The sequence below is a fragment of the Nakamurella sp. PAMC28650 genome (assembly GCF_014303395.1).
Taxonomy (GTDB): Bacteria; Actinomycetota; Actinomycetes; order Mycobacteriales; family Nakamurellaceae; genus Nakamurella.
This window is the reverse complement of sequence record NZ_CP060298.1, coordinates 1,737,872-1,752,400: the sequence shown is the minus strand read 5'-3', so window position 1 is coordinate 1,752,400 and position 14,529 is coordinate 1,737,872. Positions and strand designations below refer to the sequence as shown.

8 protein-coding genes are annotated in these 14,529 nt (G+C 67.6%); 2 read left to right on the top strand and 6 right to left on the bottom strand.

Annotation, left to right across the window (positions count from 1 at the left end):
- Positions 1-27: 27 nt before the first annotated feature.
- Positions 28-1,464, top strand: coding sequence for an FAD-binding oxidoreductase (locus H7F38_RS07940; RefSeq protein ID WP_187093612.1), 1,437 nt, complete (start codon positions 28-30; stop codon positions 1,462-1,464).
- Complete coding sequence (locus tag H7F38_RS07935; protein WP_187093611.1) at positions 1,461-2,792, top strand: class I SAM-dependent methyltransferase; 1,332 nt, start codon at positions 1,461-1,463, stop codon at positions 2,790-2,792. The genes H7F38_RS07940 and H7F38_RS07935 overlap by 4 nt, the downstream gene beginning before the upstream one ends.
- A 52-nt stretch (positions 2,793-2,844) precedes the next feature.
- On the opposite strand, the gene H7F38_RS07930 is transcribed toward H7F38_RS07935, so the two are convergent.
- The 6 genes from H7F38_RS07930 to H7F38_RS07905 form a co-directional block, all read right to left on the bottom strand.
- A complete protein-coding gene (locus H7F38_RS07930) occupies positions 2,845-3,885 on the bottom strand; it encodes a copper resistance D family protein (protein WP_187093610.1) in 1,041 nt (346 codons plus the stop codon).
- 74 nt (positions 3,886-3,959) lie between these two features.
- Positions 3,960-4,436 carry a signal peptidase I gene (gene lepB, locus H7F38_RS07925; protein ID WP_187094548.1) on the bottom strand — a complete coding sequence of 159 codons (477 nt, stop codon included), beginning with the start codon at positions 4,434-4,436 and terminating at the stop codon, positions 3,960-3,962.
- A 15-nt stretch (positions 4,437-4,451) separates the two neighbouring features.
- Positions 4,452-6,146, bottom strand: coding sequence for a multicopper oxidase family protein (locus H7F38_RS07920; protein WP_187093609.1), 1,695 nt, complete (start codon positions 6,144-6,146; stop codon positions 4,452-4,454).
- 164 nt (positions 6,147-6,310) lie between these two features.
- Positions 6,311-7,147, bottom strand: coding sequence for a hypothetical protein (locus tag H7F38_RS07915; protein WP_187093608.1), 837 nt, complete (start codon positions 7,145-7,147; stop codon positions 6,311-6,313).
- Positions 7,148-7,274: 127 nt separating this feature from the next.
- Positions 7,275-13,526, bottom strand: coding sequence for a fibronectin type III domain-containing protein (locus H7F38_RS07910; protein WP_187093607.1), 6,252 nt, complete (start codon positions 13,524-13,526; stop codon positions 7,275-7,277).
- Between the two features lie 568 nt (positions 13,527-14,094).
- Complete coding sequence (locus H7F38_RS07905) at positions 14,095-14,472, bottom strand: response regulator transcription factor (protein ID WP_187093606.1); 378 nt, start codon at positions 14,470-14,472, stop codon at positions 14,095-14,097.
- Positions 14,473-14,529: the final 57 nt, after the last annotated feature.

Genomic DNA, 14,529 nt, shown 5'->3' with positions numbered 1-14,529 from the left:
CGGAGGCAGGCCGTTAGCATGACCGGCATGTCGGAGGAGCAGATCGCGCTCGATCCGCCGGGGCGGTGGACAACCGCCGCCGGGTTCGCCGGATCCAGCGCCCATCGGGAAGCAGTCAAGAGGTTGCTGTCCAGTTATCGCGCAGTCCCGACCGGTGAGACGGTCCGTCTGGCGAAACGGACGTCGAACCTGTTTCGTGAACGCGCCCGCACCCGGACCCCGGGCCTCGACGTCTCCGGCCTGACCGGTGTGCTCGACGTCGACCCGGTGGCCATGACCGCAGACGTTGCCGGCATGTGCACCTACGAGGACCTGATCGCGGCCACTCTGCCGTTCGGCCTGAGCCCACTGGTCGTGCCGCAACTCAAGACCATCACCATCGGCGGTGCGCTGACCGGACTCGGTATCGAGTCCGCCTCGTTCCGCAACGGACTCGTCCACGAGTCCGTCCTGGAATTCGACGTGCTGACCGGGGCCGGCGAGATCGTCACGGCCCGACCGGACGGTCCGCACGCCGATCTGTTCGAAGGATTTCCCAACTCCTACGGCAGCCTGGGCTATGCCACCAGGGTTCGCATCCGGCTCGAGAAGGTCGCTCGATACGTCGCACTCCGCCACCTGAGGTTCACCTCGCTCCCCGAACTGCAGCAGGCGATCGCCACCATCTCCGCGTCCGGCCGCCACGACGGCGCCCCGGTCGACTATCTCGACGGTGTGGTCTTCAGCGCCACCGAGAGCTACCTGACGCTGGGCACCGGGACGGACGAGCCCGGCCCGACCAGTGACTACCAGGGGCAGCAGATCTACTACCGGTCGATCCAGCACCGGCAGTTCGACCGTCTGACGATCGCCGATTACCTCTGGCGTTGGGACACCGACTGGTTCTGGTGTTCGCGCGCGTTCGGCGCGCAACAGCCGCTGATCCGGCAGTTCTGGCCACGACGGCTGCGACGCAGTTCGTTCTACTGGAAGCTGGTCGCCCTCGACCGCCGGTTCGGGGTGGGAGATCGTCTGGAACGACGGGCCGGTCGCCCGCCGATGGAACGGGTCGTCCAGGACGTCGAGATTCCGGTGGAGGGCACCGCTGATTTCCTGTCCTGGTTCCTGGAATCGGTGCCCATCGAACCGATCTGGCTCTGCCCGCTGCGCACCCGCTCCGTGCCGGGTGTGCCGCCGACCGTCTGGCCGCTGTACACCCTGGATCCCGACCAGACCTATGTGAACGTGGGGTTCTGGTCAGCGGTCCCCGCACGCCCGGGCGCGCCGGAGGGCGAGACCAACCGGCGCATCGAGGATCGGGTCGGCGCGGCACACGGTCGCAAGTCGCTCTACTCGGATTCCTATTACACCGCAGAAGCTTTCGCGGAGCTCTACGGAGGCCGCGAATACGCCCGGCTGAAGAGCCGGTACGACCCGGACGGCCGACTCCTCGGCATGTATGCAAAGACGGTGGAGCGAAGATGACGACGTTCAAGGCTTCCCAGTCGCCCCGCCAACGGGTCGGCCGCCCACAGACCACTGGCCCGATGACGGTCGCGCAGATCGCAGACGCCGCCGTGGACAAGCCGTTGCCGTTCCACCTGACGGCCTTCGACGGCAGCAGCACCGGGCTGGCGGACTCGGCCATCGGAGCCCACCTCGCCGACCATCGCGGCCTGACGTACGTGCTGACGGCCCCGGGCGACCTCGGACTGGCCAGGGCCTACATCGCCGGTGACCTCGAGTTCAGCGGCGTGCATCCGGCCAACCTCTACCCGCTGCTGCGGGCGATGGCCGACGGGCTACACCTGAGGCGTCCAGCTCTCTCGGAGATGGCCTCCATCGCAAGAGGTCTCGGCCTCCGCGCGCTGAAGCCGATCGGGCCGCCCGCACAGGAGGCGCCACCGCGCTGGCGCCGGGCGATCAGAGGCTTGCGGCACAGCAAGTCTCGTGACGCCGACGCGATCCACCGCCACTACGACGTGTCGAACACCTTCTACGAGTACGTTCTCGGACCGTCGATGGCCTACACCTGCGCCGTCTACCCCGACCAGGGCGCGTCCCTGGAACAGGCGCAGGAGGCCAAGTTCAAACTGGTCTTCGACAAACTCGGTCTGCACGAGGGGGAAAGGCTGCTGGACATCGGTTGCGGCTGGGGCTCGATGGTCCGGTACGCGGCCCGGCGCGGGGTGCGTGCCCTCGGCGTCACGCTCTCGGCCGAGCAGGCGGAGTGGGCCCAGCGCGCGATCGACGAGGAAGGCCTCGGAGACCTGGCGGAGGTACGGTTCCAGGACTACCGGGACGTCTCCGAGGACGGCTTCGACGCCATCTCCTCCATCGGGCTCACCGAACACATCGGGGTCGCCAACTACCCGTCCTACTTCACCGAACTCCACCAGATCCTGCGGCCCGGCGGCCGACTGCTGAACCACTGCATCACCCGCCCGGAGAACAACACCGCGTTCCGCACGGCCCCCTTCATCGACCGCTACGTGTTTCCCGACGGCGAGCTCACCGGTTCCGGCCGAATCATCAGCATCATGCAGGACATCGGATTCGAGGTCCGCCACTCGGAAAATCTCCGCGAGCACTACGCGCTGACGCTGCGCGACTGGTGCCACAACCTCGAACGGAACTGGGAGGCCTGCGTGGCCGAGGTCGGAATGGCCACGGCCAAGGTGTGGGGCCTTTACATGTCGGCATCGCGATTGGCGTTCGAACGCAACAACATCCAACTGCACCAGGTGCTTGCGGTGCGGCCAGGGCCGCACGGCGACTCGGCAGTTCCGCTGCGGCCCTGGTGGTCGGGGTGACGACGACGCCGCGACCACCCTCCCACTGAGGGCGTCGGATCAGGGCGTCGGATCAGGGCGTCGTCGAGAGCACGACGGCGATCCCGACGGTCGCGCCCATCAGGCCCAGCTCCACCGCGGCCAGCCGCAGCAGGGGTATCACCCGGCCGATGTAGGCCGCCGCCATCGTGCGCCGACGATGGAGCCGGCCGATCAGGCCAAGTCCGGCCAGGGCCGCCACCTTGGCCAGGATCAGATGGCCACGGTGGGAATGCCACAGGTCCGCCCAGCTGTCCAGGGTGACCGCCGCCTCCAGCAGCCCCGAGCATCCGATGGCCAGGACACACAGGAGTGCGGCCAGACTGAATCGGGAGACCGATCTGCGGATGTCCTCCGGGTAGGGGCGGAGGTGAACGGTGAGCGCCAGCAGCCCACCCACCCAGATCGCGGAGGCCGCAACATGAACCCCGAGCGATACCGAGGCCACGACGGGCGACGCGTGGTGGCTGGCGTGCCCGGTGAGCGCGCTCGGCAGCATGGCGAGCGTGGCCGGTAGCAGGGTGAACCCGCTCAGCAGTCTCGGGGCGAGGCGGGTGCCGAACATGGCCAGGGCGAGCGCGACCCAGAACGTGACCAGCTCGGCCAGGACCCGGTTGCTGCGCAGCACGATCGACACCGACTCCAGGTGCGCCGGGAGGGTCTGCACCTTGGCCCCGGTGAGATCGGAGACGGTGAACAGGATCCACAGCAGCGTGCTGCCGGCCCAGACCCAGGCCCAACGGACGGCCATCGCCACCAGGTGACCGGCGGCGGCGCGTGACCGGGGCGAGTCCAGCAGGCAGTTCACGAACAGGGCCCCGACCACGGCGAGGCCGGCGATCTCGTGGACGAACTGCGTCACCGGTAGACCGATCGAGGTCGCCTGACCCGTGTCCGGCAAACCGAAAAGCGCTGGGTGGTAGTCCGTATCGGTCCACCATCGGGTGATGACGATGGCGACGAGGCCGGCCAGGACCATCCCCGCCAGCATGGAGAGGGCGCTGGGGGCCCGCCAGATCCTCGGTGCGGAATGCGCAGGTGCGCCGGAGATCGTTCGTTCGGTCGATGGCCCCATCAAGGACATCTCCTCACATCGTGCCGCGGTGGCGCGGTAGTCGCCGACCACCCCCCTGGCGAAAATTGGACCGGTCAACTGCAGTCGTGCCACATGTCCCAGAGCATCCGACCGTCGATGATCGACGTCGGAATCGGGCCGTACGATCTCGAATCGATGGAGTTCTCCCGGTTGTCACCCATCACGAACACCGAGTGGTCGGGCACGATCACGGTGGCCGTGTACACCCCGTCAATACTGGCGTGGTCGACATACGGCTCGTCGACCGCGCGACCGTCGACGAACAGCTGCGCATCCTTGATCACCACGCTCTGCCCGGCGACCGCGACGACCCGCTTGATGACCTGCCCACCGTCCTGTGGACTGGGGAAGGTCACGATGTCGTCGATCCGTGCCGCTTCGTCACCGTGCATCCGTACCAGGAGGACGAGGTCGCCGGTGCACACCGTCGGCGCCATGCTGCCGGACGAGACGGTGACGCTGTCCAACCACAGGCTGCGTACGACCACGGCGGCGGCGACCACGAGCAGCAGCGCCGCCCCCGCCACCATCGCGCGCACGACGAGTCAGAGGGCCGGGTCGGTGACGGCCGGATCCGCGGTCACCGGATCGTTCCGGTCGACATACCCGGCCTGCACCATGGTCCCGGTGGGGTCGGCGGGCAGTCCAACACTGAACTGACTCATCATGTCGTGGTCCTCGTGCACCAGATTGTGGCAGTGGACCATGTACTTGCCGACCTGGACGCCGAACGGATCGCCCGGGACCCTGCTGCCGAACTTCATGATCAGCCTGACCCGTTCCCCCTCCCCGGCATAGATCACATCCTTCGGTCCCAGTTCCCATGGGAATGGCGGCTTGCCGTTGCGGCTCAACACCTTGAAGTCGATCAGATGGATGTGGACCGGATGGAACCAGCCGCCGGAGTTGTTCTGGATCTCCCAGATCTCGGTGTCCCCGAGACCGGGGTTGGCGATCACCTTGCGATAGCCCGAGGTGACGATCTCGTCCCAGGTCATCCCATTCAGACTCCACGTATTGGTGGTGTCGTCGTGTTCCACCCGGATGGTGCGAACCTTCATCCCCGGAGTCTCCTGCAGGGCCATGCAGTCGTTGCTGTAGTTCAGCACCTCCGGCATGACCCGCGCACCCGGATCGTTGGTATCGAACTGGTCGTCCACCACGTCGAACGCCATGACCTTGTTGGTGTTGTTGAAGTCCCGGTTGTTCGGGTTGCTCAGATTCTGCAATTCAATCCGCTGCCCCGCTCGGAAACCGGAGAAGTCGATGAGGATCTCGTAGCGCTCTGCCGTGCCGTGCCGCCATTGGGTGACTTCCTGGGATCTGGGCATCAGGCCGGCGTCGGTGGCCACCACCCGCAGGGGCGCCTGTGGGGAGGTGGTGAACCGGAACGACCTCGAGATCGAGGCATCGAGCACCCGGAAGCGATAGATCCGCTTCTTCACCTTCATCACCGGCCACGGCTTGCCGTTGACCAGGATGACATCCCCCCAGAGTCCCGCGTGCGTCCGGTCGTCGAACAGGAGGGACGCATTCGCCTGGAACATCATGTCCGAGATGATCAGTCCGACGTCGAACTCCCCCTGCGGCAACAGGGCTCGTTCCATCGCGTCGTGCAGGTGATACTGCGAGGCCAGGCCCGAGTACACGTTCTGGCCGGTCCAGTGGGCTCCGTGATCGTGATACCACAGGGTGCGGGCCGTCTGGACGTTCGGATAGTGATACGTCTTGACCTGCCCCGGCATGGTGAGATCTGCGGCGTAGCCGTCGTACTGGGGGAGCGAAGCCGAGCCGTGCAGGTGCGTCGAGAGATTGAGCGGTGAGTTCAGACCGATGTCGGTCAGGTGGAGTTTGTTGTGCATTCTCATGACGATGCGGGTGCCCGTGTCGACGTCGATACGGCGGGCCGGGATCATCCCCTCGTAGCCCAGCAGCGGTGTGGCCGGGAACCCCGGCACGAGCCGGGCCGAGCCGGGAAGCGCGGCGATGTCGTAGTAGTCGATGGGTCCCCTGCCATCTGCGGGATACGCATCGGTCCCCGTCGGATGTTCGGCGGTCATCGACTTCGGCAGGACCGGGAGCCTCGAGAACACATTGCTGTAGGGGATCGGCATGTTCTTGGACGGAAGCAGGCTGGCGCTGGAACCGCTGACCCCGTGACCCAGGGGGATGGCCAGGCCGGCGCCCCCGACCGCGGCCAGGCCGCTCAGTTTGAGAACATCTCTTCGTGAAAGCTTCATCTCGTGCCGCCCGGTTTGATTGAACTGATGTGAAGGGGAAGGAAATGCAACTGCCACCGCTGACAGCCTCTGCGCCCTGACAGCGCCGGGCCACCCCCAAAATTGGGGACGTCCATTGTCGACGCGGGCCGTGGAGGTCCCGGGTCACCCGGGCGAGGACCGCATCATGCGACGGGAATGGGGGGCTTCACCGTCATCCTGATCGACCAGGAATCGATCAGGAAGGGTCGGGTGATCCGATCCGTACCGGGGTTGGCGACGAGGAAGTATTTGAGCACCCGACTGCTGGGCAGCACCATGTGTCGTCCGGTCGAGTCCGACATCTGGATGTCGCCGCTGGCGGCGAACGCCACAGAAAGCCTCTGCCCGTGGGCGGTGTCGAGCCCGACCGACCCGGGGGTGAACTTCCGGTTGGTCACCACGTTCCCGGACTGCACCGATTTCAGACCGTTGGGCGCGGTCACGCCGAAGAACATGGCCTCTTCGAGTCTGCGCCCAGCGGCCTTGTCCCCCTGCACGGCCTGACCGAGCTGGAGCAGGAATTCCTTTCCGAACGCGGGCGTGAGGTAGGACAGGGTGAAGGTGGCGTCGGCGCGCGAGAGGTAGGCCGACGGACGGGCGATCAGATTCGAGTTCCAGCCCGAGGCAAAGGCGAAGTCGACCATTTCCTGGTACGCGGCCCGCAATGTGGCCTGGCCGTATTTCGCCACCGCCGGCCCGGTGAAGGGTTTCAGGTGGGCGAAGACCGAGTCGGGCAGACCATGCGGTACGGCCGTACGGCCGGCCGCGCCGAGCGGCGGCGACGAGGACGCCGGCGCCGGCGCCGAGGCCGAGTCCGCGACGGAACGGCTCGGCGAGGACCGGGGGCCACTCTGACCCGGCGATGCCTGGCAGGCGACGACCAGCGTCAGGATGCCGGACAGCAACGCCCACCCGAGCCGCGAGCGGGCGCCGCTGAACCGGGAACCACCTGTGCCCGAGGAGGTTTGCTCGATGACCACGGTGGACCTCCGGAAAGTGGGATGAATGGGTAGCTCTGGCGACCGCTGCGCGATGGGCCCCGATCGGCGTACGTCCGGGACCCGCGGGTGGGGCGGTGCCGAGCCACCCCACCCGCAGGTTCATCGGCTACCGGGCGGTGACCAGGTTGGACCTGGCCGACTGCGCACTGCCGCCCACCGCATTGACGGCCTGCACCGTGAACCGGTAGACGCCGGCGGTCAGCGTCATCGTGAACGTGCGGGCGGTGGGCGGTTGCAACCCCGAGACCGTTGTGCTGAGAACATTTCCCAGCAGACCCAGCCGTAGGGCCGTGACCCGGTAGCCGGTGATCACCGATCCGCCGTCCGCCGCCGGAGGGGTCCATCTGGCCCCCGCGTTGATGGCGCCACCGGCCGTACCGGATGTCGCGACCCCGATGACCGGAGCACCGGGCACCGTGGCCGGCGTGACCGCCGCGGACAGGGCCGAGAAGCCACCGGATCCGACCGCGTTGACCGCCCTGACCTGGAACCGGTACGCGGTGCCATTGGTCAGCCCGACGACGATCAGGCTGCCGGCCGCAGCGGTCGCGGTGCGCAGCGCCCCGACCTGCACGGTCGGGTTCGCGTTCGTGACGACCCGCAGGTCGTAACGGACGATTGCCGATCCACCGGTGGCCGGGGCCACCCAGGTGACGGTCGCCGAGGCGTTGCCCCGGGTCGCGGTCGGCGTGGCAGGGGCGGCCGGAACCGTCGGAGCCACCGGTGTCACATTGTTCGACCGGACCGAGAAGGTCCCCGTACCGACCGAATTGTTCGCGGCGACCTGGAACCTGACCGTCGTCCCGTTGGTCAGCCCGGTGACCACCAGGCTGGTGGCTGCCGCTGCCGCCGTCCGCGTCCCGATCACGGCGTTGGCCGCGTCGAGCACCTGCACGGTGTAACCGGTGATCGGAGACCCACCGGCATTGCCCGGTGCGGTCCAGGTGACCGTCGCCGAGGCATTGCCGCCGGTGGCGCTACCGATCGTCGGCGCACCAGGGGTGGTGGCCGGCGTGACCGGGTTGGAGGCAGCCGAGGGACTCCCGGCACCGACGGAGTTGGCCGCCGTCACCTGGAAGGTGTACTCGACACCGTTGGTCAACCCGGTGACCACCAGGCTGCCGGTTCCGGCCGCAGCCGGCTGGGCGACACCGTCGGCGACTCCCGCGATGAACGGCTGCACCCTGTAGCCGGTGATGGCTGCTCCGCCGTTGTCGGCCGGCGCCGTCCAGGTGACGGTCGCCGTGGTGTTGCCTCTGGTGGCCGTACCGATCGTCGGCGCACCCGGAGTGGTGGCCGGTGTCACGGTGTTCGACGAGCCCGACGCGCTGCCGGTACCGACGGCGTTGACGGCCGAGACCTGGAACGAGTAGCTCGTGCCGTTGGTCAGTCCGTTGACCGTTCCACTGCTGGCAGCGACTCCGGCAAGGATCGTGGGGCTGCCGGTGGCGACGCTGCCGATGAACGGCTGGATGGAGAAGCCGGTGATCGGAGTACCACCATCGCCGGCCGGAGCCGTCCAGGTGACCAGGGCGGAGGCGTCACCGGCGGTGGCTGTTCCGATGGCCGGTGCCCCCGGTGCGGTGTGCACCGGCGGCGCCGTCGGCGTCACCACGTTGGACAGTCCCGAGAACGGACCGGTACCCAAAGCGTTGCCGGCAGCCACCTGGAGCTGGTAGCTGGTCCCGTTGAGCAGGCCGTTCACGGTTCCGCTGGTGGCGGTTCCGTCGGTGATCAGGCTGATGATCGGCGTGCCACCACCGACCGGTACGGCCTGGACGGTGAACCCGGTCAGCGCCAACCCGGTGACCGGCGTCGCCGGCGGGGTGAAGTTGACCGTGGCCGACCCGCTGCTGGCGAACGCACTGCCGACAGCAGCGACGGTGGGAGCCGCCGGCAGCGCCAGCGTGATGCTCCCGTCGGAGAAGGTCAGCTGTTCGATGCCCGTCAGGGTGTCGATGCCGTCGCTGACCTTCTGGGGTGCCACGACCGGACCGGTCTGGTTCACGATGACCTGGCCGGGCAGGGCGCCTGCGGTGATGGTGTAGTTCGCCTGCGGACCGAGGAACACCGCGGTGTCGCAGTTCAGAGGTGTCGCCGTGCCGCAGTCGGCCGCCGGGGTGCTCGGCGTGACGATCTCCCGCACCGCGACCAGGTTGCCCGGGTCGACCAGCCCGGCGAACACCGCCTGCTGCAGTGTCATCCCGGTCGTTCCCGGGCCGAAGTTCCCGCTGGTGGCCTTGTTCTCCATCAGGTCGGTGCGGCCGAGCTCGACCGGCGGCCGGGTGGGGTCCGACCGGTCGACGACGGTGATGTGGACCTCGAGTTGCTTGTCGCCGTCGATGATCTCGTTGCCCGCACGACCCGTGAAGGTGTCACTGCCACCGCCGCCGAGCAGGATGTCGCCCTCACCCCAGACCGGCCCGACCAGCGGGCACCGCCCGGATGCGGACAGTGCCGCTACGTCAGCGGCCGTTCCCGGCCAGTCGGCGACGGGTGGCAGCAGGTCGACCAGACCCTTGATCCGGTCCACACCGGCCTGGTCGAGCGCGTCGCAGCCCTGGAATCCGCCGCCGGTGATCAGGCGGGGAACCGCCAGCACACCGTCGGTGCCCTTGATGACGTCGTTGAACTTCCCGCCGGAGTCGGCTTCGGTCTCCTGCCAGCGGTCGCGGTTCACGATGACCTGGATGGGCAGGCCGCCCAGGTTGTTGTTGATCATCATGTCGTCATCGGCCGGGATGGTGTTGTACTGGTGGATCGCCCAGTCGAAGCCGCCGGAGCCGGCGTTGCGGTCGATGGCCGCGTTCTGCGCCATGATGTCGTCGCCACCTTCGGCGTCGTAGTCGTTCTCGCCCGGTTGACCGATCATGATGTCGTTGCCCGGCTTGGTCTCGGCCGGATCGTCGAAGAACGGCGCTCCGTGGTCGCCCTGGAGCAGATCCTGACCGGTGCCGCCCTGGATCCAGTCGTCGCCGCCGTCACCGAAGACCGCGTCGGCGCCCTGCCCGGCGATGATGAAGTCGTTGCCCGGCCCGGCGAAGGTCTCGTTGTCGTTCGCCCCGCCGTTCAGGAAGTCCTGGCCGTCGCCGCCCAGCACGATGTCGTTACCGGGACCGGCGTCGATCGCGTCGTTGCCGGGGCCGCCCTTGAGAACGTCGGCGCCGTTCAGATCGGTGATGATGTCGTTGCCGTCACCGCCGAGCACGACGTCGTCGCCGCCGTTGCCCTCGATGACGTCGTTGCCGACGCCACCCCAGAAGGTGTCGTTGTCGTTGCCGCCGTAGATGCGGTCGACCCCGGCAGTCCCGTTGTAAACCGACTGGCCGTTGATCCCGGAGGGGTTGACCGAGTTGATGGCGCGGTACTGGATGGTGCCGTCGGGCTTGCGCAGCAACAGCTTCGACTCGTCGCAGTCGGTGGTGCTCGGATCGTCGGCGACGGTGGCCCCGTTGGCGGTGAAGCCGGCCGGGGTGCCGTCGAGGTGCGCGAGCTGGAACCTGCAGTCCGCCGTGCCGAAAGCGTCGGCCTTGAGGGAGTTGGTGCCTTCGGTGTTCCGCTGGATCAGCTCGGAGAACGAGTTGCCCTCGAGTTGGGTGCGCAGGTTCATCCCGGGGGTGCGGGCCAGGTAGTACAGCCGGTCACCGTCCTGCAGGTTCTCCAGCTGGTTCTGGAAGACGTAGTTGAAGGTGCTGCCCAGCAGTCCGCCGAACAGGTTGGTGACCTCGGCGAGGCCGCCGACCCAGAGATCGACGTCGTCCAGGCCGGTGGTGGTCACGCCGGCGGCTGTGCTCGCCCAGGCGCCGGTGCCGAACATGAAGTCGGCGGCGTCCACCGGCGGGACGTCCGCCGGGATGTTCGGGGTCACGGTCGTATCGACCGGCCGAGGATCGACGATCGCCCGGGCGGCAGCCCGCTTGCCGGCGATGGTGGTGACGTCGTCGCCGTTGCCCAACACGCCGTCCGGCCCGGAATCCCGGATCGTCGGATGGAGTCCGTAGGCCGCCACGAAGTTGATCAGCGACTCCGGGTGCTTGAGGTGCTGGCCGAAATCGCTCCAGCTCGTGTAAGGCGCCATCTGTCCGTCGTTGGTGCCGGCGAAGATCTGACGGCGCAGGTCGTTCAGTGGCGGTACTCCCGCCTCCCGGGCGCGGGCCATGTTGAGGGTGGGGAGGTCCAGCGGCAGACCGAGCAGATTGTTGCGCAGTGTCTCGGTGACGAATTCGTCGAGCTCGTTGCCGACCTGGCTGGAGGAGCCCATCGCGATCGAGCCGGCCGCCTGCTCCGGGGTCAACGTCCCCGCGGCGCCGCCGTCGAAGAACGAGGGTGGATTCAGGAAGGCACCGAGCAGAGGAAGGGAATTGTCGGTCTCGGCACCGGTGACGGGATCCACGTTGGTCCGGGCCACGGTGTCGTCGAGCATGGAGTGCCCGAAACGGTAGACCGCGTGGGCGAACTCGGCCTTGATGGCCGGGTTGATGTCCGGGGAGTACACGTGGAACGGGCGCACCGCAGGCTGCACCTTACGGGCGAACTCCTCGAAGACTGCGTGCTGGTATTCCATCTCGTTGACGAAACGCGCCGCCTGGAAGAGCCGCTCGCCGTTCCAGCCGTCCGGATTCGCGGCGGTCGGCAGCTGCCATTCGGCCAGAGCTGCCACACCATCGGCCGTCGAATCGGTGCTCAGCACATTCTTGATGTAGTCGACGAGCCGGTCGTGCTCGGAATGGAAGACCTGGTGGATCGTGCTCAGCGCGATGTTCTCGTTGCAACGACCGTCCCCACACACGAAGTGCGCGTTCAGCATCTCGTCGTCATAGGTACCAGCGGGCTGGCCCGCGAAGTCGGCCGACGGCGTGAGGTCGGTGTCGGGAACGGGCGCCACCGGAGGGGTGGCCGGGTTGTGGTCGACGTCCACCGGCGAGGGGTCGGCGTTGTGCGCGATGTCCGTCAGGAACGGGGTGTCGAAGTGAACCGCGTTGGCGGGCACCGGAACAGGATTGGCGATGTCACCCTCCACAAGGGTGATGCCGGTCGGCGCGGCAGGGTCCTTGGTCACGTACTGGGGCAGGCCCCGCAGCGGGCCGGGGAGGAACTTGCCGTAGGGATCCGTCGCGAGCATCGGGATGTTGGTGACGTCCGCGTCGACCAGTTGCAGACCGAGTTTCGTGGCCGTCTGCAGCTTGACGGCGGCCCAGGTGCCGATGCCGGTCCGGCCGTCCGGCGAGTTGAGGTAGGTCTGACCCGCCGCGAGCCCGCCCAGCAGCTTGCCCGTCGAGACCGGCTGGTTCGCGGCGTTGAGCGCGTACTCGCGGAGGAACACCTGGTGGGACGCGTGCGAGGAATAGGTCTGGCTCTGGTCCACCCACGGGCTGTCGGTGTTGGTCGCGTCCTGGACGTCGTCAGCCGTACCCAGGACACCATCGGGTCCGGGCTGGTTCTGCGCCCTGGTCAGGACCATGAACCGCTGGGACGCCGGGAGGTCGTCGGGGGTGCCGACGACGTGGTCGGGACCGGCGATGAGGGGATCGTCCGCCCGCAGCGGCACGAAGACGGCGGCACCGCTCTTGACGGTCTGGTCGACACCGTGGTCGAAGAACTGGCCGAAGAAGGTGAACAGCGAGTTGTACGGGGGCGAGAGGCCCACGTCGGTGGTGACGTTCGGGATGAAGAGCGTCTGGTGGGCGGGCACGCAGCCGACCGGGCTGGCCGGAACGACGTCGACGACCGGATCCGAACCGGCGACCGTCGCGCAGGGCACCACCCCCTTGGCGTTCTGGGTCCGCACGGGGAAGCCGGCCGCGGCGATCGCGGCCGGGTTGGTCGAGGTCTGGTCGACGATGAGGTTGCTGATCAACCGTGGCTGGGAGTCTACGACGTTGCCCTGCTTCTGCTTGTAGCTGGTCGGGCCGGGGGCGCCGACCGGCAGGCTCGCGGTGATCGGCTCTGCATCACGGAACAGCGGTGTGGTCAGTCGCGGGAAAATCTGGTCCGCCGCAGCGACCTTGGCGTTCGACAGGCCGACCTTGAGATTGTTGCAGGACCCGTCCACCGTCCGCAGTCCGTACGAGGTGAGCACATCCGGCACACGGTCAGGACCGGGGGCGAGGAGCGCCTGGCAGTAGTCGGGGTCGGTCACCGGATTCGGGTTGGCCGGTATCCCTGGCTGGGTTCCCAGCAGGGCCCGGGAATGACGTTCCGCGATCTTCACCTGCTTCAGGATGAAGGAGAGGTCCCCCGGCGTGACCGTGAAGCCCTGGCCCACTATCGGAACAATGGCGGCAACCGACGACGACGCCAGGTTCGCGATACTTCCCACCAGCAGGAAAGCCGTGGCTCCTGCGATGAATCTCCTCATTTTACGCACGGGACAGATCCTCCATAGATCGCGATGTGTGGGAATGCCGTCCAGGCCGTTCACCTCGACCGGTCGGTCGGGTGTCAGCGCCGATCGGACGGCGTCGTAGGTCATCTCCGGACGGTGAGGGCCGGATCCACCGGGGCAGCTTGCGCAGAACCACGACGGCAGATCGAGACGAACAGATTCCATTCGGACGGACAGGATCGAAGTTAGCGATCCGCTCCGAAGGCGAGAACCCCCAATTCAGGGGGTGGTCCGCGTCGGCTCCCCGCGCGAAAAGGCACCGCTGGAGCCGGTCACGATGATCGGTTGAAACTATCGCCGGTGAAGTAAATACCTGGGTAAACCATGACGTCCCACCAGATATTCAGGCAGATTGCCGCGGTTGTTCGCTCCGGGGCGGCGGTCGCCGTGCATCGCGGCACTCCCGAGCCGCTGACCGGAGTCAGACTGCCTCGCTGCGTGCGGCGACCGCCGGAACCATCGTGTGACAACGGCAGAGCTGCCGCCACCCCGCCGGTGGGGGTGGGATCACCCCCAAAAGCGGGGCCCGGATCGGCACCGGTCACCAGAGGGTGGCGCCCGCCGCAATCGCCCTGATTCCGCTGACCAGCAGCTCGGGGGAGCCGCCCTTCATGACGTAGCCCATCGCCCCGGCGCGCTTCGCAGCTTCCAGCACCGGGGGGCTGACCGAGGCGGCCAGGATCAGCACACGCACGTCAGGACGGTCCGCCACCAGGATTCGGGTCGCCTGCACTCCACCGATGCCAGGCATCCGGAGGTCCATCAGTACGACATCCGGATCCGTCGAGCAGGCCATCGGAAGTGCGGCAGCGCCGTCGTCACACTGACCGACGACCTCGAAGCCGCCGGCGTGACGCAACAGGAGGGACACCGACTCGCGCACGAAGGCGTGGTCGTCGACCAGGAGAACCTTGATCACCCAGCTCTTCCCTTCCCTTCCGTGACTTCCGGCGCCGGCACTGCTGCCGGTACTGCG

What these genes read in the sequence shown, in the direction of transcription:
- H7F38_RS07940 (WP_187093612.1), top strand. Translation starts at nt 28, where the DNA reads ATGTCGGAGGAGCAGATCGCGCTCGATCCGCCGGGGCGGTGGACAACC.
- H7F38_RS07935 (WP_187093611.1), top strand. Translation starts at nt 1,461, where the DNA reads ATGACGACGTTCAAGGCTTCCCAGTCGCCCCGCCAACGGGTCGGCCGC.
- H7F38_RS07930 (WP_187093610.1), bottom strand. Translation starts at nt 3,885, where the DNA reads ATGGGGCCATCGACCGAACGAACGATCTCCGGCGCACCTGCGCATTCC.
- lepB (WP_187094548.1), bottom strand. Translation starts at nt 4,436, where the DNA reads ATGGTGGCGGGGGCGGCGCTGCTGCTCGTGGTCGCCGCCGCCGTGGTC.
- H7F38_RS07920 (WP_187093609.1), bottom strand. Translation starts at nt 6,146, where the DNA reads ATGAAGCTTTCACGAAGAGATGTTCTCAAACTGAGCGGCCTGGCCGCG.
- H7F38_RS07910 (WP_187093607.1), bottom strand. Translation starts at nt 13,526, where the DNA reads ATGAGGAGATTCATCGCAGGAGCCACGGCTTTCCTGCTGGTGGGAAGT.